Annotated in this window: 15 protein-coding genes and 2 tRNA genes; 7 read left to right on the top strand and 10 right to left on the bottom strand. The window is 63.4% G+C overall.

The window, feature by feature from the left end; all coding sequences use genetic code 11:
- The first annotated feature begins 75 nt into the window (after positions 1-75).
- Both RJ527_05140 and RJ527_05135 read left to right on the top strand, forming a co-directional pair.
- Entirely contained in the window at positions 76-561 is a 486-nt protein-coding gene (locus RJ527_05140; protein ID WND77130.1) for a hypothetical protein, read from the top strand.
- 3 nt (positions 562-564) lie between these two features.
- Entirely contained in the window at positions 565-855 is a 291-nt protein-coding gene (locus RJ527_05135) for a hypothetical protein (GenBank protein WND77129.1), read from the top strand.
- Between the two features lie 93 nt (positions 856-948).
- Here RJ527_05135 and RJ527_05130 read toward each other — a convergent pair.
- From RJ527_05130 to RJ527_05115, 4 genes are all read right to left on the bottom strand, one after another.
- Positions 949-1,025 (bottom strand) — tRNA-Ile (locus RJ527_05130).
- Positions 1,026-1,119: 94 nt separating this feature from the next.
- Positions 1,120-3,210, bottom strand: a complete 2,091-nt coding sequence (gene rpoD, locus RJ527_05125) for an RNA polymerase sigma factor RpoD (protein ID WND77128.1) — start codon at positions 3,208-3,210, stop codon at positions 1,120-1,122.
- Positions 3,211-3,382: 172 nt separating this feature from the next.
- Positions 3,383-5,233: a DNA primase gene (dnaG, locus tag RJ527_05120; protein ID WND77127.1), complete on the bottom strand. Its 1,851-nt coding sequence runs from the start codon at positions 5,231-5,233 to the stop codon at positions 3,383-3,385.
- Between the two features lie 184 nt (positions 5,234-5,417).
- Complete coding sequence (locus tag RJ527_05115) at positions 5,418-5,873, bottom strand: GatB/YqeY domain-containing protein (GenBank protein WND77126.1); 456 nt, start codon at positions 5,871-5,873, stop codon at positions 5,418-5,420.
- 225 nt (positions 5,874-6,098) lie between these two features.
- Here RJ527_05115 and carA point away from each other — a divergent pair, with 225 nt between their 5' ends.
- From carA to greA, 4 genes are all read left to right on the top strand, one after another.
- Complete coding sequence (gene carA, locus RJ527_05110; protein WND77125.1) at positions 6,099-7,277, top strand: glutamine-hydrolyzing carbamoyl-phosphate synthase small subunit; 1,179 nt, start codon at positions 6,099-6,101, stop codon at positions 7,275-7,277.
- A 2-nt stretch (positions 7,278-7,279) separates the two neighbouring features.
- Positions 7,280-8,185, top strand: coding sequence for a hypothetical protein (locus RJ527_05105; protein WND77124.1), 906 nt, complete (start codon positions 7,280-7,282; stop codon positions 8,183-8,185).
- A 76-nt stretch (positions 8,186-8,261) separates the two neighbouring features.
- Positions 8,262-11,528, top strand: a complete 3,267-nt coding sequence (carB, locus tag RJ527_05100) for a carbamoyl-phosphate synthase large subunit (GenBank protein ID WND77123.1) — start codon at positions 8,262-8,264, stop codon at positions 11,526-11,528.
- A 103-nt stretch (positions 11,529-11,631) separates the two neighbouring features.
- Positions 11,632-12,105 (top strand): transcription elongation factor GreA, encoded by a 474-nt coding sequence (gene greA, locus RJ527_05095; protein WND77122.1) that lies wholly within the window; start codon positions 11,632-11,634, stop codon positions 12,103-12,105.
- Positions 12,106-12,117: 12 nt separating this feature from the next.
- Here greA and RJ527_05090 read toward each other — a convergent pair whose 3' ends face one another.
- Entirely contained in the window at positions 12,118-13,005 is an 888-nt protein-coding gene (locus RJ527_05090) for a hypothetical protein (GenBank protein WND77121.1), read from the bottom strand.
- A 4-nt stretch (positions 13,006-13,009) separates the two neighbouring features.
- Positions 13,010-13,972: a radical SAM protein gene (locus RJ527_05085; GenBank protein ID WND77120.1), complete on the bottom strand. Its 963-nt coding sequence runs from the start codon at positions 13,970-13,972 to the stop codon at positions 13,010-13,012.
- A gap of 242 nt (positions 13,973-14,214) precedes the next feature.
- Here RJ527_05085 and RJ527_05080 point away from each other — a divergent pair.
- Positions 14,215-14,288 (top strand) — tRNA-Gly (locus RJ527_05080).
- A 355-nt stretch (positions 14,289-14,643) separates the two neighbouring features.
- Here RJ527_05080 and fghA read toward each other — a convergent pair.
- The 4 genes from fghA to RJ527_05060 all read right to left on the bottom strand — a co-directional run bounded on the left by fghA (position 14,644) and on the right by RJ527_05060 (position 17,891).
- Entirely contained in the window at positions 14,644-15,498 is an 855-nt protein-coding gene (gene fghA / locus RJ527_05075) for an S-formylglutathione hydrolase (protein WND77119.1), read from the bottom strand.
- 61 nt (positions 15,499-15,559) lie between these two features.
- Positions 15,560-16,027: a MaoC family dehydratase gene (locus RJ527_05070; GenBank protein WND77118.1), complete on the bottom strand. Its 468-nt coding sequence runs from the start codon at positions 16,025-16,027 to the stop codon at positions 15,560-15,562.
- A gap of 125 nt (positions 16,028-16,152) precedes the next feature.
- Positions 16,153-16,785: a tetratricopeptide repeat protein gene (locus RJ527_05065; GenBank protein WND77117.1), complete on the bottom strand. Its 633-nt coding sequence runs from the start codon at positions 16,783-16,785 to the stop codon at positions 16,153-16,155.
- Entirely contained in the window at positions 16,782-17,891 is a 1,110-nt protein-coding gene (locus tag RJ527_05060; GenBank protein WND77116.1) for an S-(hydroxymethyl)glutathione dehydrogenase/class III alcohol dehydrogenase, read from the bottom strand. Before RJ527_05060 ends, RJ527_05065 begins: the two co-directional genes overlap by 4 nt.
- Positions 17,892-18,473: the final 582 nt, after the last annotated feature.

Here is an 18,473-nt window from a genome sequence, read left to right as displayed (position 1 = left end):
CCGAGGTAAGATTTTGTTTAAAATGTTCTCTATTCAGGCTGTGGTCGCTTTATAGGTTGGTTGTCGGACGATTAAATGAAGCTTTCGATTAATCTTGCAGGAATTGCAGCTTTCGCGGCTGCTGTCGGTATTTCCGGCATTGCAGGAGGGGGCGTGTCGGCTTTTACCCAGCAGGGCGCCGCCGCCGCCGGCAAGGACCGGGTGATCCAATTCCAACTCGTTGATTTGGACGGCGATGGCATGATCAGCGCTGACGAGGCGGCGGTCCGTCACGAAGAGACGTTCGCAATTATTGACGCCAACGATGACGACACTCTGACCCTTGATGAATACCTCGCTGTGCGGTTTGGCGGCGGCCCCCATGGACCCGGCCTCGGCCCCCGCCGGGCGGAAATGGACGAGCGGAAGCGGGCCCGCTTCAAAAGCATGGATACGAATGGCGACGGTATTATCCAAAAACTGGAGTTCCTGAAGTCGGGGGAAGAACAACATAAAGCCGCCGATACCGACGGCGACGGCAAGGTTTCCATTTGGGATTATCGTGCCGCCCGCCGTTATTGAACCATGACCTTTCTACGTTCCCATATTTCTATTATTGGCGTGATTATGATCGCTGGTAATTTTCTGCCGTCCTTTGCTGCTGCCGATGAAAATGCCGGCGAAATATTGTTCAGCATAAAATGTGGCCGCTGTCATAGTGCAGGCCGCTTGGCCACGAGCTTCCGTAGCGTCGAGAATCTCGAAACCACCCGAAAGGCGTTCGACGAAAAACTGTTCCGCCACTTCCTCAAGGACGCTACGGAACGGCGCCTGATCATTGATTACTTGGTACGCCTCGCCAATGAGAACCGATGAATCTCCGCTTCTGGTCAGACGCGAGCGGTCGAGGTGCACAGATTTGTGCGTTTTGGCGCGGGGAGGGTGGCTGGAATATCAGAGGCTTGGGAGTGGTGGGCCAGGCAGGACTCGAACCTGCAACCAGACGGTTATGAGCCGTCGGCTCTAACCAGTTGAGCTACTGGCCCTTTATTCGGTTTTTCCTCCGTCCCCCCTGTGGAACGGAAAAGGCCGGAAGCGATGGTGCTCCCGGCCTGTCGTTTGGTCCGTTTCGCCTGGCGTTTAGTAGTCCAGGAAGCTTCTGAGTTTCCGCGACCGGGACGGATGTTTCAGCTTCCTGAGCGCCTTGGCTTCGATCTGGCGTATTCGCTCGCGGGTGACCGAGAACTGCTGGCCGACTTCCTCGAGCGTGTGGTCCGTGTTCATGCCGATGCCGAAGCGCATGCGCAGCACGCGCTCCTCGCGGGCCGTGAGGCTGGCCAGCACCCGCGTGGTGGTTTCGCGCAGGTTGCCCTGAATGGCGGCGTCGAGCGGCTGCACCGCGTTCTTGTCCTCGATGAAGTCGCCGAGGTGGCTGTCTTCCTCGTCGCCGATCGGCGTTTCGAGCGAGATCGGCTCCTTCGCGATCTTCAGCACCTTGCGCACCTTTTCCAGCGGCATGGAAAGCCGCCCGGCCAGTTCTTCCGGCGTCGGTTCGCGGCCGATCTCGTGCAGCATCTGGCGCGAGGTGCGGACCAGTTTGTTGATCGTCTCGATCATGTGCACGGGGATGCGGATGGTGCGCGCCTGGTCGGCGATGGACCGGGTGATGGCCTGCCGGATCCACCAGGTCGCGTAGGTCGAGAACTTGTAGCCGCGGCGGTATTCGAATTTGTCGACCGCCTTCATCAGGCCGATGTTGCCTTCCTGGATCAGGTCGAGGAACTGCAAGCCGCGGTTGGTGTACTTCTTGGCGATGGAGATGACGAGCCGCAGGTTGGCCTCGATCATTTCCTTCTTGGCCTTGGCGGCCTCGCGCTCGCCCTTCTGGACCGTCGAGACGATGCGGCGGAATTCCAGGATCGGCAGGCCGGCCGTCTGGGACACCTCGGCGACCTGGGCGCGCATGTCCTCGATGTCGTCCTTGTTGCGGGAGGCGAACCGCTGCCAGCCCTTGGCGGGCAGCTTTTCGACCCGCTTCAGCCAGCCCGGATCAAGCTCGTGCCCCTGGTAGGCTTCCAGGAATTCGTCGCGGTTGATGCGCGCCGTGGTGGCGAGACGCAGGATCTTGCCCTCCAGCCCGACCAGCCGGCGGTTGAGGCCGTAAAGCTGGTCGAGAAGCTGTTCGACCCGGTTGTTGTTGAGGTGGACGTCCTCCATCCACTCGATCAGTTCCTTGCGCAGCTTCTGGAACCGCTTTTCCTGGCTCGGCTTGGGCTGCTCGCCCGAGGTCAGGGCCTCGAGGCGCTGCATCTGTACCCGGTGAAGCTTCTTGTAGGTCTTGGCGATGTTCTCGAAGGTCTCGATGACCTCGGGCTTCAGCTTGGCTTCGAGGGCGGCAAGGGACAGGTTGTTTTCGCCGTCGTCCTCGTCGTCATCATCGTCGTCGCTGCTGCTCTTGCTTTCGCCGTCCTCGCTTGAGGTTTCGTCCGCGTCGTCGTCCGACGGGGCAGCCTTCTTGGCGTCCTTGTCCTTGGCGGTCTCGGCGGCGCCTTCCTTGGCGTTTTCCGCGGGGGCCGCGTCGCCGTCACCGTCGCCGCCGTCGTCGTCGCTATCGCCGCCGTTGGTGTTGGCGGGAACGGCGCCCGGCTGGCCCGGGCCGCCACCGTGGGTGGCTTCCAGGTCGATGATGTCGCGCAGCAGCATGTCCTCGGCGACCAGCGCGTCATGCCACAGGGTGATGGCCTTGATGGTCAGCGGGCTTTCCATCAGGCCGCCGATCATCATCTCGCGGCCGGCCTCGATGCGCTTGGCGATGGCGATTTCGCCCTCGCGCGACAGCAACTCGACCGAGCCCATTTCGCGCAGGTACATGCGCACCGGGTCGTCCGTGCGGCCCAGGTCGTTCTCGTCGACGTTGCCGGCGGTCGAGGTGGTCTTTTCCTCGTCGTCGCCGTCGCCGTCGGTCTCGGCCGGGGTGTCGTCGGTCTCTTCGTTTTCGACCACGTTGATGCCCATTTCGGACAACATCGCCATGGTGTCTTCGATCTGTTCCGAAGACACTTTTTCCGGGGGCAGGGCGCCGTTCAGGTCGTCATAGGTGACGTACCCGCGTTCCTTGCCCTTGGCGACCATCTTCTTGACGGCCGCGCCCAGGGTATCGAGAAGGGGGCTGTCGCCGCCTTCTTCCTGGGTGTCGCCGCCTTCTTGATCTTTCGCTTGTGCTTTTGCCACGCTCGACCTCTAAATCCGTTGTCCGGGGAACCCCGCCCCTTCCGGTCCTTGCCGCCCTTAGGCGTCCGGTCCGTCTCAAACCTCAATGGGGTCCCGATGCCATGTCCCAGTCTGATAAAACGCGTCTCGTCAAACTGCCTGCTGGTTTAACCACTTGCCGTTCGGCCGCCGCCTAGTCGAAGGCCGCTTCCGGTTGTTCGCTTTCGTCCATCATCCGCCGAACCCGAACAACCCAGTTCATGTTTGCCTCCGACGGGTCGCGCCGGACAGCATCCTGGGCTGCTTGGAGCTCGGACTCCAGGTCCTCTCCGCGCAAGTGGCTAATGGTCGCTTCCCAACCCTGTCTGGCCTCTGCATGTCCCGCATTGGGTCGGGCGAATCTAGCGTGGTCGTAGGTTCGCGCACTTAATAGCTGGCTCAGCGCCTGGGAATAACCCTGCTCTGACAAGTGGTTTACAAGCCCTTCGGTGTCAAGGGGTAAACCACCCGCGTGGGTGATTAATATCGCCTGACGCAGATTGTCAAGGTTCTGGTCATTGATGGCGACCTGGCCCAGTTCTTCCTCGACCTCGGCCAGCAGTTCCGGATGGTTGATCGCGGTGGCCAAAAGGATGGCCCAGCGCAGGCGGGCACTCTCCACCGGCCGGGTGTCGGCGGTGTCGGCGCGCAGGCGCTCAGACGGCCCGACCCAGGCGTTGGCGCTCCATTTCCCCTTGCCGAACCCGCGCCCCTGCCGTTGGCCGCCGCGCCCGCCCTGCCGGCCGGGCCCGTCGGGCCATAGGCGGGTTTTGAAGAAATCCTGGAAATAACGCCGCACGGTGGGGTCGGGGATGTCGCGGATGCGCTGGTCCAGGCGCTTGTTCAGATCCGCCCGGCCCTCCGGCGTCGGCGGCAGGCGGCCACCGGATTCAACCCGCCAGATCAGCTCGGACAGGGCCGTGGCGCCGGCCAACAGCGTGTCGAAGGCCTGGCGGCCCTGGCCCTGGACCAGACTGTCCGGATCCTCGCCCGGCGGCAGCAGGGCGAAGCGCAGGCCGAACCCGGCCTTGAGCAGCGGCAATGCCCGCTCCGCCGCCCGCGCGGCGGCGCGCTGGCCGGCCGCGTCGCCGTCGAAGCACAACACCGGCTCCGGCGCCAATCGCCACAGCAGGGCGATCTGGTCTTCCGTCAATGCCGTGCCCAAGGGCGCCACCGCCTGCCCGATCCCGGCCTGGGCCAGGGCGATGACGTCCGTATAGCCTTCGCAGACGATGACCGTGCCGGCGGCGCGGATGGCGTCTTTTGCTTGCGCGAGGCCGTACAGGTTGCGGCCCTTGTGGAACAGGGGCGTTTCCGGGGAATTCAGGTATTTCGGCCCGTCACCGGCCAGAAGCCGCGCGCCGAAGGCGATGACCTGGCCCTGGCGGTCGGTGATCGGGAACATGACGCGGCCGCGGAACCGGTCGTAGGGTTCGCGCCCCGCATCCTCGGGCTGAACCAGCAGCCCGGCCGCGATCATCAGGCCCTCTTCGACGCCTTCCGCCGCCAGCATGGATTTCAGCTTGCCGCGCCCGTCGGGGGAGAAACCCAAGCGGAACCGGCGGATCGTCTCGTCCGTCAGGCCGCGCCCGCGCAGATAATCCAGGGCCGGGCGGCCTTCGGGCATGCGCAGGCATTTCTCGAAGAACGCCGCCGCCATTTCCACGACCTCGGCCAGGGTACGGTTGCGGGCCCGGCGCTCGCGGTCTTCCGGCGTTTCCTCGGGCATGGGCAGCCCGGCCTCGCCGGCCAAGCGCTGAACCGCCTCGCGGAATTCCAGGCCCTCGCTTTCCATCACGAAATCGATGACCGATCCGTGCGCGCCGCAGCCGAAGCAGTGGTAATGGTCGTCGTAGACGTGGAAGCTCGGCGTCTTTTCCTTATGGAAGGGGCAGCAGCCCTTGGTGTCGCGGCCCGAGCGGATGAGCTTGACCCGCCGTCCCACGACCTCCGTCGCGGGCAGCCGCGCCTTCAGTTCTTCCAGGAATTCCGGGGGAATCGCCATCTGCGATGGGCCGCCTGTCTTTGGTTTAAGGGCAGGATTGGAACCTGCGACCATACCCATAATAAGGGTACGGGCGCAGCAGTGGAGTCACGGGGGTTATCCCCGTGATTCTCAAGTCATCCACAACGGATTTGTGTGGATATCGCTGATGAAAGGCCGGGCGAATCGACCGGGCAGGGCTGGACTAGCAGAGCTTGTCCTTGACCAGGGCGCTGGCCTTGGAAAAGTCCATGCGGCCGGCGTACTTTTGCTTCAAGGCGGCCATGCATTTGCCCATGTCCTTGATGCAATCGGCGCCGGTTTCCTTGATCGCGCCCTCGACGGCCTCGACGACCTCGTCCGGCGACATCTGGGCCGGCAGAAAGCCCTCGATGACGGTGATTTCCTCGCGCTCGCGGTCGGCCAGTTCCTGGCGCCCGCCTTTTTCATAGATGTCGGCGCTTTCGACGCGCTGCTTGATCATGGATTGCAGCAGGCCCAGGATTTCCTCGTCGGAAATACCCTCCTGGTTGCCTTTGTCCCGGGCGGCGATGTCCCGGTCCTTGATGGCAGCACTAATCAGCCGCAGCGTCGCCGTGGCGCAGGCTTCCTTGGACTTGATGGAGGTCTTCAGCGCAGCCGAAATCTGCTCGCGTAGCATGGGTGTGTCCCGGTTGTGGCGGAAGATGCGGACCCTAGCTCAAATCGCCCCCCAAGGCAAACGCGTTCCGATTCTTTAATTTGTTGAAATATAAGGATATTTTTTCTGAAACGAGTCTTGACCTGATGCCGGGACACGCGTAGAAGCTTGTTTCCAACGCATGCAGGGTCGTCGCCGTCGGCGCGGCCCGGGCGCCTTGGTCCAACCCCAGCCCGAAAAAGTCATATGTCCGAAGCCTCCAAGCCCGCGACCACGACCGTGGCCGCCCAACCGCCGAACGCAAACGCGGCCCTGGTGCTGGCGTCCGGCGAAGTTTTCTGGGGCCGCGGCGCGGGGGCTCCCGGCGCCTCCGTGGGCGAGGTCTGTTTCAACACCTCGATCACCGGCTATCAGGAAATCCTCACCGATCCGTCCTATGCCGGTCAGGTCATCACCTTCACCTTCCCGCACATCGGCAACGTCGGCGCCAATCCGGAAGACATGGAAACCATCACCCCGGCGGCCCGGGGGGCGGTCATGCGCGTCGACATCACCGATCCGGCCAGCTGGCGCGCGGCCCAGCATCTGGACGCCTGGCTGAAATCCCATAACCTGACGGCGGTCACCGGGGTCGATACCCGGCGCCTGACCCGGCTGATCCGCGACGGCGGGGCACCCAACGGTGTCGTCGCCTATAAAGACGACGGCCCCCTCGACATTCCGGCCCTCGTTGCCATTGCCCAGGGCTTTCCCGGGCTTGAAGGTCTGGACCTGGCCAAGGACGTGTCCTGTGCCCAGACCTATTCCTGGGACACCACGATGTGGACGCTGGGCCAAGGCTACGGCACCCAGACGGCCCCCAAGCATCACGTCGTCGCCGTCGATTTCGGGGCCAAACAGAATATCCTGCGCTGCCTCGCGGCAGAGGGCTGCAAGGTCACCGTGGTGCCGGCAACGGCCACCGCCGAAGAGATCCTGGCCCATCGTCCCGATGGGCTTTTTCTTAGCAACGGTCCGGGCGATCCGGCGGCCACCGGCGAATACGCCGTCGCCATGGTCCAGGAAGTCATGGCGACCGGCCTGCCCGTGTTCGGCATCTGCCTGGGCCATCAGATCCTGGCCCTGGCGCTGGGCGCCAAGACGTCGAAGATGCACCTGGGTCACCGCGGCGCCAACCAGCCGGTGAAGGATTTGGAGACCGGCAAGGTCGAAATCACCAGCCAGAACCACGGCTTCGTGGTCGAACGGGACAGCCTGCCCCAGGGCGTGATCGAAACCCACCGTTCCCTGTTCGACGGGGCCCTCGAAGGCATCCGCGTCGACGGCAAGCCCGTGTTCTCCGTGCAGTACCACCCGGAAGCCTCGCCGGGGCCGCAGGACAGCCATTACCTTTTCAAGCGGTTCGTGAAGCTAATGGAGGGGTAGTAGTGAGTAGATTCGAAGCAATGATCGATACGGCGATAAATGCCATCGACATATATGTTTCGGAATTAGAAGTTGAGGTCGATTCGTTTTCAGGATCAGAACTCAAACAGGTGATAGCCGACTCTATCGGCTATGGATATGCACAAACTATCCTCGATGAATTGTACGCTCGAAATATGTTGAGTCAGATAAGCGCTGTTACAGATGAGCATGGTGGTGAATGGCAATTCACGAAAAACTTCATCGAGGCGTTGGACAAAGATGTTGGATCCGGGAAAGCGGACTCTTCTCCATCAGACCTACACACAGAGCGTGGCGGGTATAGCGAGTTTAAAGATAGGTTGCTAATTGCAATTGCTGAATACGAAGAGAAATTCGGTTCGAATTATTATGAGCCTGCCGAAATTGCTGAAGAGGCTGGTTTAGATTTCCGCAAAGGCTGGGTAAGGAAAGCCGCGATCTCTTTCAGAGACTATGGTTATGTTTCTGAAGCTTTTTCTCTGGGGGGCGGTGAAGATCGAGGTTTAGATTGCCAGTTGACTGGTCAAGGGCTCGAAGAAGCTGAAAGACTTCGCAGCATCTACTTTCCGATTAGTTCAGTTCCGGCATCAGATAGGACAGTTACCAATCGAGACAACGTTTGGAATGAACCTGATTACGTAGGCGAGCTTGAGCCTGAGAAAGAAGAGGAAATTCGCAACCTCATAAAGCTAGCGATTGCTGAATTGCCTAATGCTGGTTTGAGCAATGCAGATCAAAGCCAAGCATCTGCGCAGCTAGAGGCAGCGGAAAAGTTGGCGAATGCACCGGTTCCGAAATGGGGGAAAGTTAAAGAGATTTTGGAACCGTTAGCTCAGATTGCTGCGATTGGCGGGCTCATCGTAGCAATTATCGCTTTGATTGTATGACAAATTTGAATTGAAAGAGCGGCGCTCGGCCAACCCCACCATCCCCGAGCGCCTTTCCTGTGAGGCGACAAGACTAATGCCCAAAAGAACAGACATCTCCTCCATCCTCATCATCGGCGCCGGACCCATCGTCATCGGCCAGGCCTGTGAGTTCGATTATTCCGGCGCCCAGGCCTGCAAGGCGCTGCGCGAGGAAGGCTACCGGGTCATCCTGGTCAACTCGAACCCGGCCACCATCATGACCGACCCGAGCATGGCCGATGCGACCTATATCGAGCCCATCACGCCCGAAATGGTCGAGAAGATCATCGCCAAGGAACGGCCCGACGCGCTGCTGCCGACCATGGGCGGGCAGACGGGCCTGAACACGGGCATCGCGCTGTTCGAGAACGGCGTGCTGGAGAAATACGGGGTCGAGATGATCGGCGCCGACGCCGAGGTCATCGCCAAGGCCGAGGACCGCCAGAAGTTCCGCGACGCCATGGACAAGATCGGCCTGGAAAGCCCGAAATCGACGGTCGTCAATTCCATGGCCGAAGCCCTTGCGGCGCTGGAGAAAACGGGTCTGCCCGCCATTATCCGCCCGTCCTTCACCATGGGCGGCATCGGCGGCGGCATCGCCTATACCCGGCCCGAGTTCGAGAAGATCGTCGCCGGCGGCCTGGCCGCCAGCCCGGTCACCGAAGTCCTGGTCGAGGAAAGTGTTCTGGGCTGGAAGGAATACGAGATGGAGGTCGTGCGCGACAGCGCCGACAACTGCATCATCATCTGTTCCATCGAAAACATCGATCCCATGGGCGTGCATACGGGCGACAGCATCACCGTGGCGCCGGCGCTGACCCTGACGGACAAGGAATACCAGATCATGCGCAACGCCTCGATCGCGGTGCTGCGCGAGATCGGGGTCGATACGGGCGGGTCCAACGTACAGTTCGCCGTTAACCCGGAAAACGGCCGTCTGGTGGTCATCGAAATGAATCCGCGCGTGTCGCGGTCCTCGGCGCTGGCGTCCAAGGCGACGGGCTTTCCCATCGCCAAGATCGCGGCCAAGCTGGCCGTCGGCTATACGCTTGACGAGCTGGACAACGATATCACCGGCGTCACGCCCGCCAGCTTCGAGCCGACCATCGACTACGTGGTCACCAAGATCCCGCGCTTCACCTTCGAGAAATTCCCGGGTGCGGAGCCGACCCTGACCACGGCCATGAAATCCGTGGGCGAGGCCATGGCCATCGGCCGCTGTTTCGCCGAAAGCCTGCAAAAGGGCCTGCGTTCCATGGAAACGGGCCTGACGGGCCTGAACGACGTGGAGATCGAGGGCCTGGACCCGGACGCCGGGTTCGAGGCCAACCGCGACGTCCTGCGCGCCGCCATTTCGCGCCCCACGCCGGACCGCATCCTGGCCATCGCCGAGGCCCTGCGCCAGGGCATGCCCGTGGACGAGGCCGCCGCCATCACCAAATACGATCCCTGGTTCCTCGACCAGTTGAAGGCCATCGTCGATGTCGAGGCGCGGGTCAAGCAGGCAGGCCTGCCGACGGACGCCGCCGGCTGGCTTGAATTGAAAAAAATGGGCTTCTGCGACGCGCGCCTGGCGGAATTGACGGAGACGACCGCCCAGGGCGCGTCGGAAGCCCGCCGCGCCCTGGGCGTCACCCCGGTCTACAAGCGGGTCGATACCTGCGCCGCCGAATTTCCGGCCAAGACGTCCTACATGTATTCGACCTACGAAGGCGACGGATCGCGCCCGCCGGAGAACGAGGCCGAGCCGACCAACCGCAAAAAGGTCGCGATCCTGGGCGGCGGGCCCAACCGCATCGGCCAGGGCATCGAATTCGATTACTGCTGCGTCCATGCCGCCTATGCGCTCAAGGAAACCGGGTATGAGGCCATCATGGTCAACTGCAACCCGGAAACGGTCTCGACCGATTACGACACCTCCGACCGCCTGTTCTTCGAACCCCTGACCGCCGAGGACGTGATCGAGCTGATCCGGGGCGAGCAGTCCAAGGGCGATTTCCGTGGCGTCATCGTGCAGCTCGGTGGGCAGACGCCCTTGAAGCTGTCCCTGGCGCTGGAAAGCGCCGGCATTCCCATTCTCGGCACCTCGCCCGACGCCATCGATCTGGCCGAGGACCGCGAGCGGTTCCAGAAACTGCTGACCGACCTCAACCTGCGCCAGCCGGCCAACGGCCTGGCGCGGTCTCAGGCCGAGGCCGAAGCCGTGGCCGAACGCATCGGCTATCCGCTGGTCATCCGGCCGTCCTACGTGCTGGGCGGCCGCGCCATGGAGATCGTCCACGACCTGACGGCCCTGCGCCGCTACATGACCGACGCCGTCAAGGTGTCGGGGGACAGCCCGGTCCTGTTGGACAGCTACCTGCAAGACGCCATCGAGGTCGATGTGGACGCGCTGGCCGACGGCACCGACGTGTTCGTCGCCGGCATCATGCAGCACATCGAGGAAGCGGGCATCCATTCCGGCGACAGCGCCTGTTCGCTGCCGCCATTCTCGCTCGGCCCCGACATCATCGCCGAACTGGAACGCCAGTCCCACGCCCTGGCCAAGGGCCTGCACGTGGTCGGCCTGATGAACGTGCAGTTCGCGGTCAAGGACGGCGACATCTATATCCTGGAGGTCAACCCCCGGGCGTCGCGCACCGTGCCCTTCGTCGCCAAGGCGACGGGCATCCCGGTGGCCAAGATCGCGACCCGCCTGATGTGCGGCGAAAAGCTGAAGGACATGGACCTGACCTCGCGCGCCGTCGGCGGCCATGTCGCGGTGAAGGAGGCGGTGTTCCCGTTCTCGCGCTTCCCCGGCGTCGATACGGTGCTGGGCCCGGAAATGAAATCGACGGGCGAGGTCATGGGCCTGGACCGCGACTTCCCCCGTGCCTTCGCCAAATCGCAGCTGGCCGCGGGCATGAGCCTGCCCACCTCGGGCACGGTGTTCATCTCGGTCAAGGACCGGGACAAGACCGGCATGGCGGCGCTGGCCCGGCGGCTTGCGGAGATCGGTTTCAGCCTGGTGGCCACGGGCGGCACGCAGCGCTTTCTGGCCGATCAGGGCCTGGACGTGGCGCGCATCAACAAGGTTCTCGAAGGCAGGCCCCATTGCGAGGACGCCATCGTCAACGGCGACATCCATCTGGTCATCAACACGACCGAGGGTGCCCAGGCGATCGAGGACTCGCGGTCGATCCGCCGCGCGGCCCTGGAACACGGGGTGCCCCACTACACCACCCTGACCGCCGCCGCCGCCGCGGTCGCGGCGATGGAGGCGATGGCCCACGGGACGCTTGAAGTGGCGCCGCTTCAAGATTATTTTTCTAAGACGTACTAGACCAATCCAGCATGATCCGGTGATAGACGGGCCCTTACCGATAAGGGCCGACACCATGATTTTGTGTTTTGACGCGCCCGGATCGGCGCAGGAGAGCGGTGAGATGGACAAACTTCCGATGACGCGCGAGGGCCTTCAGGCCCTGGAAGACGAACTCAAGCGCCTGAAGTCCGTGGACCGCCCGGCGGTCATCCAGGCGATCGCCGAGGCGCGGGCCCATGGCGACCTGTCGGAAAACGCCGAATACGACGCCGCGCGCGACAAGCAGGGCTTCATCGAAGGCCGCATCGCCGAGCTGGAGGCCGCCATCAGCCTGGCCGAGGTCATCGACACGTCGGCCATGGCCGGCGACACGGTGCGGTTCGGCGCCTGGGTGGTGCTTGCCGACGAGGACACGGGCAAGGAAGTCACCTACCGTATCGTCGGGCAGCACGAGGCCGACCTGGAAAAGGGCAAGATTTCCGTGACCTCGCCCCTGGCCCGGGCCTTGATCGGCAAGTCGGCCGAGGATGCGGTCGAGGTCGCCGCCCCCGGCGGCTCCAAAGCCTACGAAATCTGCGAAATCCGCTACAAGTAAGCGAACCTGCCGTCAGGCGACCTTGCCGACGCGCGGCTCCGGCAAGGTCCAGGTGACCGGCTCAAAGGCCAGCGCCTGTCCGGTCAGGGCGGCTTCCGCCGTCGGCAGAACGTCCAGGTTGGGCCATAGGCCGTCCTTCAGCGCCTGGCGATAGGCGTCGGGCAGGGCCTCGGCGGCCATGCGGGTCCGCGCCCCCTCGAAATCGTAATCCAACGCCAGATGGCGGATGGTGATCCCGCCCGGGGCGGGGGCCAGCACGGAATACCAGACCCGGGGCGTGCCGTCGTTGGCGGGCACGCCGATGACGCCCGGGTTGTGCCACAGGCGCCCGTCGGACAGCACATCGGTGAACGGCAGGCCGGAATGGCCGGCGATCACCCCGTCGACGCCCAGATCGTCGAGCGCCACGCGCTTTTCCCCTTCCGGGGTCGAGGCGAACACCCATTCGGAAATGTCCCGCGAATGGCCGTGCACCACGGCGAATTTCGCCCCCCCCATCTCGAACGTGATGGGATGCGGCAGGCCGGCCATCCAGGCCTTGTGGGCGGGCGTCACGCGGCTGCTGGCATGGGCGAACCAGCGCACGGACAAAAGGTCGCATTGCGATCCCTTTTCGAAGCCACAGCGGCAGTCGTCGCCGCCTTCGCCGAGCGCTTCCTCGCAGTTGCCCATGGCGACATGGCAGCCCCAATCGATGATCTCGTCGAGGGTCCCGTCCGGGTCGCCGCAATAGGCGACCACGTCGCCGGTGCAGATCGTCCGGCCGGCGGGAATGCCGAGGCGGCCGGCCTCGGCGCGCAGCGCCCGGGTCGATTGCAGGTTGGAATAGGGTCCGCCGAACAGCAGGACCGGGCCGTCGAGACGGCCGAGGTCGAGGACGGGACGTTGGGTCGCGGCCATGGGTTTAGTCGCCTCCGGAACAGTTGGCGCCGCCGAGCACGCAGAAGGTGGCGCAATGGGGATGGTTCAGATGCACGGGGCCGCCGGCGCCGGCCAGGGTCGGGCCCATCTCGAACCGATGGTCATAGGGCAGCAGAGTGCAGGGCAGGACGACCGGCGCCGCCGCGCCCTTGCGCTTCACCACCATGCGCGCCGTGGCGCACATCATGCTGTCCGGGTCGACGCCCAGGATGTTCCAGCAGGCGGTGGTGATTTCCGGCACGTCGCGGGCCGCGTCCATGTCGGGAAAGACGACCAGGTCGCGGGGCGATCCGGCGTCAAGCGCGATGCCCTCGGCGGCGAACAGGCCCGCAAAGCCCGCGCGGGTTTCGGCTTCCGTCTCGCCGACCGGCTGGCGGGCGGCGACGGACAGGGTGACGTCCAGGCCGGCCAGCCATTTCAGGCCGCGCATCATGGGGGCCCAGCTGTTCGCCCCCCGGACCGCCTCGTGGCCGTCCTTTGTGAAATGGTCGATGGACACGCGCAGCGCCAACGCCTTGCCGTGGCGCCGGGCAAGATCGGCGACCGCCGCCCGCTTCTGCCACAAGGGCGCCATGGCGTTGGTCAGGATTAGCACGCGAAAACCCCGCGCCAGGGCGTCCCCGGCCATGGCGGCCGTGTCCTTGTTCATGAAGGGCTCGCCGCCGGTGAAGCCGATTTCCCGGGTGCCCAGGCCGTCCCGCGCGATTTCGTCCAGGAAGGCCGCGGCCTCGTCCCGGGCGATATAGGCGAGACGGTCGTTCTTCGGCCCGCTTTCGATGTAGCAGCCGTCGCATTCGATGTTGCAGAGCGATCCCGTATTGATCCACAGCGTACGCAGGCCGGCAAGCGCCACGGCGGCGCGGGCCTCGCCCTTGGCCGTGACCGTCGGGTTCTGGAACTTCTTCGCATCAAGGGCCGGCCGTTCGGCCAGCATCGCCTGAATCATGGTGATTTTCCTGACGGCCTCGGGGGCCGCAATGGTCCGGCGGACGTGGGTCCGGGACGGTTTTTCAAACATAGGCAATGAAAAGCTGTAACCGAACCGCTGTGCTCCCGGCCACAAACATTTTTGTGAGCGCGCCGTGTGTGCGGCCTTGAATCGAAGGCGTTCGGGCCCGCTTGCGTCCAACAAGGCAATGACCTATAGACTTCGCCTAGCATCAATACGCAATGGCCGCGTGGCCGGATGCGGGTGTAGCTCAATGGTAGAGCTTTTGCTTCCCAAGCAAGTGACGAGGGTTCGATTCCCTTCACCCGCTCCAATTCTTCCGGGAAATCCCTGCTTTCAGACCGAATTCCGCCGCCGCCGCCGAGACAAAGCGGTGTTTCGCGCCGATGCCGGCCTATGACCTATGGTCATATGACTTAAGGTCATCTTGTTTTTGTATACAAGAATGATAATTTTTGATTGTGGCGCTTGTGGATTTCGCTGCTGGGACAACAGCTTAGGTGCCGAGAGAAAATCTCCGTACCGTCCACGAGAAGCCATGGCCCGTGACCGGGCCCACCGTCCGGTCTACCGGCTTCCCTCCTCCCTGAAACTCGGGCCGGTCCCTTTGGGCCGGCCTTCTTCTTTTCTGAATTCGGGTCCGGCGACCTGCCGCGCCGGGCGGGTGGCTATTTGTTCAACGCCTTGGCGTGATGAGCGATGTGGTCGGCCATGAAGGTCGCGATGAAGAAGTAGGAATGGTCGTAGCCGTCCTGCAGGCGCAGCGTGCAGGGCTGGTCCACGGCGGCGCAGGCGTCGGCGAACAACCGCGGCTTCAACTGGACGTCCAGGAACGGATCGTCGGTGCCCTGGTCGATCAGGATGTCGCCGGCGAAGAAATGGCCGGATTTGACCAGTTCGGTCGCGTCGTATTCCTGCCACCGCTCCTTGTCGTCGCCCAGATAGCCGGAAAAGGCCTTCTCGCCCCAGGGCACGCTGGCCGGCGCCACGATCGGCGCGAAGGCCGACAGCGACGTATAGGTCCGCCGTTCGCGCAGTGCCATGACCAGCGCCCCGTGGCCGCCCATGGAATGGCCGAAAATACCCTGGCGGTCGCGGTTGCCGCCGCCGATGCCGTTGAACACCACGTCGGGCAGTTCCTCGGTGATGTAGCTGTACATGTTGTAGTGCCGGGACCACGGATCGCGGGTGGCGTTCACGTAGAACCCGGCGCCGGATCCGAAGTCGTAATCGTCATGCTCGCCGGGCAGGTCGGTGCCGCGCGGGCTGGTGTCGGGGGCGACGACCATCAGGCCGTGTTCGGCGGCGTGCTTCTGGAATCCGGATTTGACCGTGAAGTTCTCTTCCGTGCAGGTCAGGCCCGACAACCACCACAACACGGGCACGGGGCCCGCCGCGGTGCCCTCGATCACGGCCGGCGGCGTGTAGACCGCGAACCGCATGGGACAGGCGCAGATGTCGGACCGGTGTTCCCAGACCGTTTGCAACCCGCCGAAGGACTTGTTTTCAGATATCTTTTCCATGGTCCGGATGATGGCTTGCTGTGGGGAAAAATTCAAACGCCGTGTCGGTGCAAGGGAAACATCAGATGCGCCGATCGTCACCGGCCGGGTGGCGGGCGAAGATGTGGTTGGCGACATAGGTCATCACCGTGTCACCCGTTTGGGTGACGACGGCGTATTTGATCTTGGTGTAGCCGCGGTCGGGTTTCGAATCGGAGGCGCGGGATTCCATCACCTCGGCCTCGACATGCAGCGTGTCGCCCGGGCGCACCGGCAACAGCCAGCGGATTTCATCCAGCCCCGGCGAGCCCATGGAACATTCGTTCATGATGTTCTCCTGGAACCACAGGCGGAAGGCGACCAGCAGGGTCTGAAAGCCGGAGCCGATGATGCCGCCGAACTGGCTCGCGCGGGCGGCCTCGGCGTCGATATGGAAAGGCTGGGGATCCCACTGCCAGGCGAATTCCATGATCTGGGCCTCGGTCAGGGTCATGCCGCGGGTCCGAAACCTGCGGCCGGGCATGAAATCCTCGAAGTAGAGCGCGTCCATTTTCGGTTTCTTCCGTTCGTCGGATTGGTCGGGGAATCGATTGCCAGCGGTGTAGCGGAATCCGGGACGCAAGGAAAGCCATGGATTGACGCCGTTGGCGGGTGGTTTCGCCCGGCGGTCGGCGATCATTCCTCCTGCCAGACCGGCAGGGGCGGCGCGCCGTCCTTGGTGTCCGTGCCGTCCGTCAGAAGACCGTAGGCCTTCAACTGGCGGGCGATGGTGGGAAAGGTTTCAAGCCCCTTGGGCATGCGGGCCTGCGACGCCGTGAAATCGATCAGTGCCAGATTGCGTTCGCTGCGCGCCTCACGCAGCAGGCCGCGGGTGAACCAGCCGCGCCAGTCCTCGGGCGCGAGTTCGACCGCCCGGTCGCAGTCGGCCAGGGCATCGGGCAGCTCGCCTTTCAGGGTCAAGGCACGGCAGCGCACGCGCAGCGCCTTGACGTTTTTCGGCCAAAAGGCGACCGCCTGCGTGAAATCGGCGAGGGCGAGGTCAGGGCGCTGGGTCCGGACCAGGGCGCGTCCGCGGAAGTAATAGGCATCGGACAGCCGCTCGGGTTCCAGCGCGTGCGCCTGGATCGCCTCCGTCAAATGCACGATGGCGCGAGGGTAATCCTTGGCCTTCATGAAATGCAGGCCATAGGCAAGCTGCTTCGGCCCCTCGGCCGTGGCGCCGGCATCCGCATCGGCGGCCGGGCCCGCCATCAGGCCGACGGCGAGACAGCCGGCCAGACAGCCGGCCGCGATCAGGTGGCGCGTCAAAAAGTGACGACGCTTCGGATGCTCTTGCCTTCGTGCATGAGGTCGAAGCCCTTGTTGATGTCTTCCAGCGGCATGACGTGGGTGATCAGGTCGTCGATGTTGATCTTGCCGTCCATGTACCAGTCGACGATTTTCGGAACGTCCGTGCGCCCGCGCGCCCCGCCGAAGGCGGTGCCCCGCCACGACCGCCCGGTGACCAGTTGGAACGGCCGGGTCGAGATTTCCTGCCCGGCGCCGGCGACGCCGATGATGATGCTTTCGCCCCAGCCCTTGTGGCAGCATTCCAGGGCCTGGCGCATGACGGTGGTGTTGCCGATGCACTCGAACGAATAGTCGGCCCCGCCCTTGGTCAGTTCGACCAGATGCGCCACCAGATCGTCGCCGTGGTCCTTGGGATTGACGAAATGGGTCATGCCGAACTTGCGGGCCAGGTCTTCGCGCGCCGGGTTCAGATCGACGCCGACGATCATGTCGGCGCCCACCAGTCTGGCGCCTTGCAGCACGTTCAACCCGATGCCGCCGAGCCCGAACACCACGACGTTCGATCCCGGCTCGACCTGGGCCGTGTTGATGACCGCGCCGATGCCCGTGGTCACGCCGCAGCCGATGTAGCAGACCTTGTCGAAGGGCGCGTCCTCGCGGATTTTCGCCAGCGCGATTTCCGGCACCACGGTGAAGTTGGAAAAGGTCGAGGTCCCCATGTAATGGAACACGTCCTTGCCGTTCAGCTTGAACCGCGAGGTGCCGTCGGGCATCAGGCCCTGGCCCTGGGTCGCGCGGATCGCCTGACACAGGTTGGTCTTGGGGTTCAGGCAGTATTCGCACTGCCGGCATTCGGGTGTGTACAGCGGGATGACGTGATCGCCCTTCTTCAGGGACGTGACGCCGGGGCCGACATCGACCACCACGCCCGCACCCTCATGGCCCAGAATGGCCGGAAAGATGCCTTCGGGGTCGGCGCCGGACAGGGTGAATTCGTCCGTGTGGCAGATGCCGGTGGCCTTGATTTCGACCAGGCACTCGCCCTCCTTGGGGCCGTCCAGTTCGACGGTTTCGATGGACAGGGGGGAGCCGGCCTCGAGGGCGACGGCGGCGCGGGTCTGCATTTCTGAACTCCCTTGGGTCTCGTTTCTTGGACGTTTTTGCGTTTCGTTGGGCGCCAGACTAGGCGTTTTTAGGCTTAAAGAAAATTAAGTTTGATTCAGAAATCGTTAATGACTCCTCCCTAATGTTGGCCTTGGGACGACTTGACTTTAAGTGCAGGAGGCTATGGCAAGAGAAGTTGCCATGCCTGCAAACCTCAAGAAGGAGGTGCGACGATGCAGCGCATTCACGCTTCAGCAAAAGCGACATCACTGACCGTGACCGGCATAGTCATCGGCATCACGGTCGCGACCGCCGTCATTGCCTCTGCCGCTTTTGGCTGAGCCTTTCCCATTACGTTTGCCCTAATACCCCGCAGAAAGAGGCCCGGCGGCCACTCCCCAACTCCCCAACCTTCCCCCCAGCCGCCGGGCCTCACCCCAACGACCGATGAGGTCACTCCGCTTAAGGCCCCCGGGTTCCCCACCCGGGGGCTTTTCGGTATTTGGCCGATTTTCATACCAGTCAACTTGCTGTCAGGGTCGGCTGCTAGTATCCGCGCCAATTCATGCCGAGTGCCCACTAAGGGTGCCTTGAGGGAAAAT

Source organism: Thalassospiraceae bacterium LMO-SO8 (genome assembly GCA_031655335.1).
Classification (GTDB): domain Bacteria; phylum Pseudomonadota; class Alphaproteobacteria; order Rhodospirillales; family Casp-alpha2; genus UBA1479.
The sequence above is the reverse complement of the archived record's forward strand: the minus strand, read 5'-3'. Positions and strand labels throughout refer to the sequence as shown.

Coding starts and splice junctions, on each gene's coding strand:
- RJ527_05140 (WND77130.1), top strand. CDS start 76: ATGAAGCTTTCGATTAATCTTGCAGGAATTGCAGCTTTCGCGGCTGCT.
- RJ527_05135 (WND77129.1), top strand. CDS start 565: ATGACCTTTCTACGTTCCCATATTTCTATTATTGGCGTGATTATGATC.
- dnaG (WND77127.1), bottom strand. CDS start 5,233: ATGGCGATTCCCCCGGAATTCCTGGAAGAACTGAAGGCGCGGCTGCCC.
- RJ527_05115 (WND77126.1), bottom strand. CDS start 5,873: ATGCTACGCGAGCAGATTTCGGCTGCGCTGAAGACCTCCATCAAGTCC.
- carA (WND77125.1), top strand. CDS start 6,099: ATGTCCGAAGCCTCCAAGCCCGCGACCACGACCGTGGCCGCCCAACCG.
- carB (WND77123.1), top strand. CDS start 8,262: ATGCCCAAAAGAACAGACATCTCCTCCATCCTCATCATCGGCGCCGGA.
- greA (WND77122.1), top strand. CDS start 11,632: ATGGACAAACTTCCGATGACGCGCGAGGGCCTTCAGGCCCTGGAAGAC.
- RJ527_05090 (WND77121.1), bottom strand. CDS start 13,005: ATGGCCGCGACCCAACGTCCCGTCCTCGACCTCGGCCGTCTCGACGGC.
- RJ527_05085 (WND77120.1), bottom strand. CDS start 13,972: ATGATTCAGGCGATGCTGGCCGAACGGCCGGCCCTTGATGCGAAGAAG.
- fghA (WND77119.1), bottom strand. CDS start 15,498: ATGGAAAAGATATCTGAAAACAAGTCCTTCGGCGGGTTGCAAACGGTC.
- RJ527_05070 (WND77118.1), bottom strand. CDS start 16,027: ATGGACGCGCTCTACTTCGAGGATTTCATGCCCGGCCGCAGGTTTCGG.
- RJ527_05060 (WND77116.1), bottom strand. CDS start 17,891: ATGCAGACCCGCGCCGCCGTCGCCCTCGAGGCCGGCTCCCCCCTGTCC.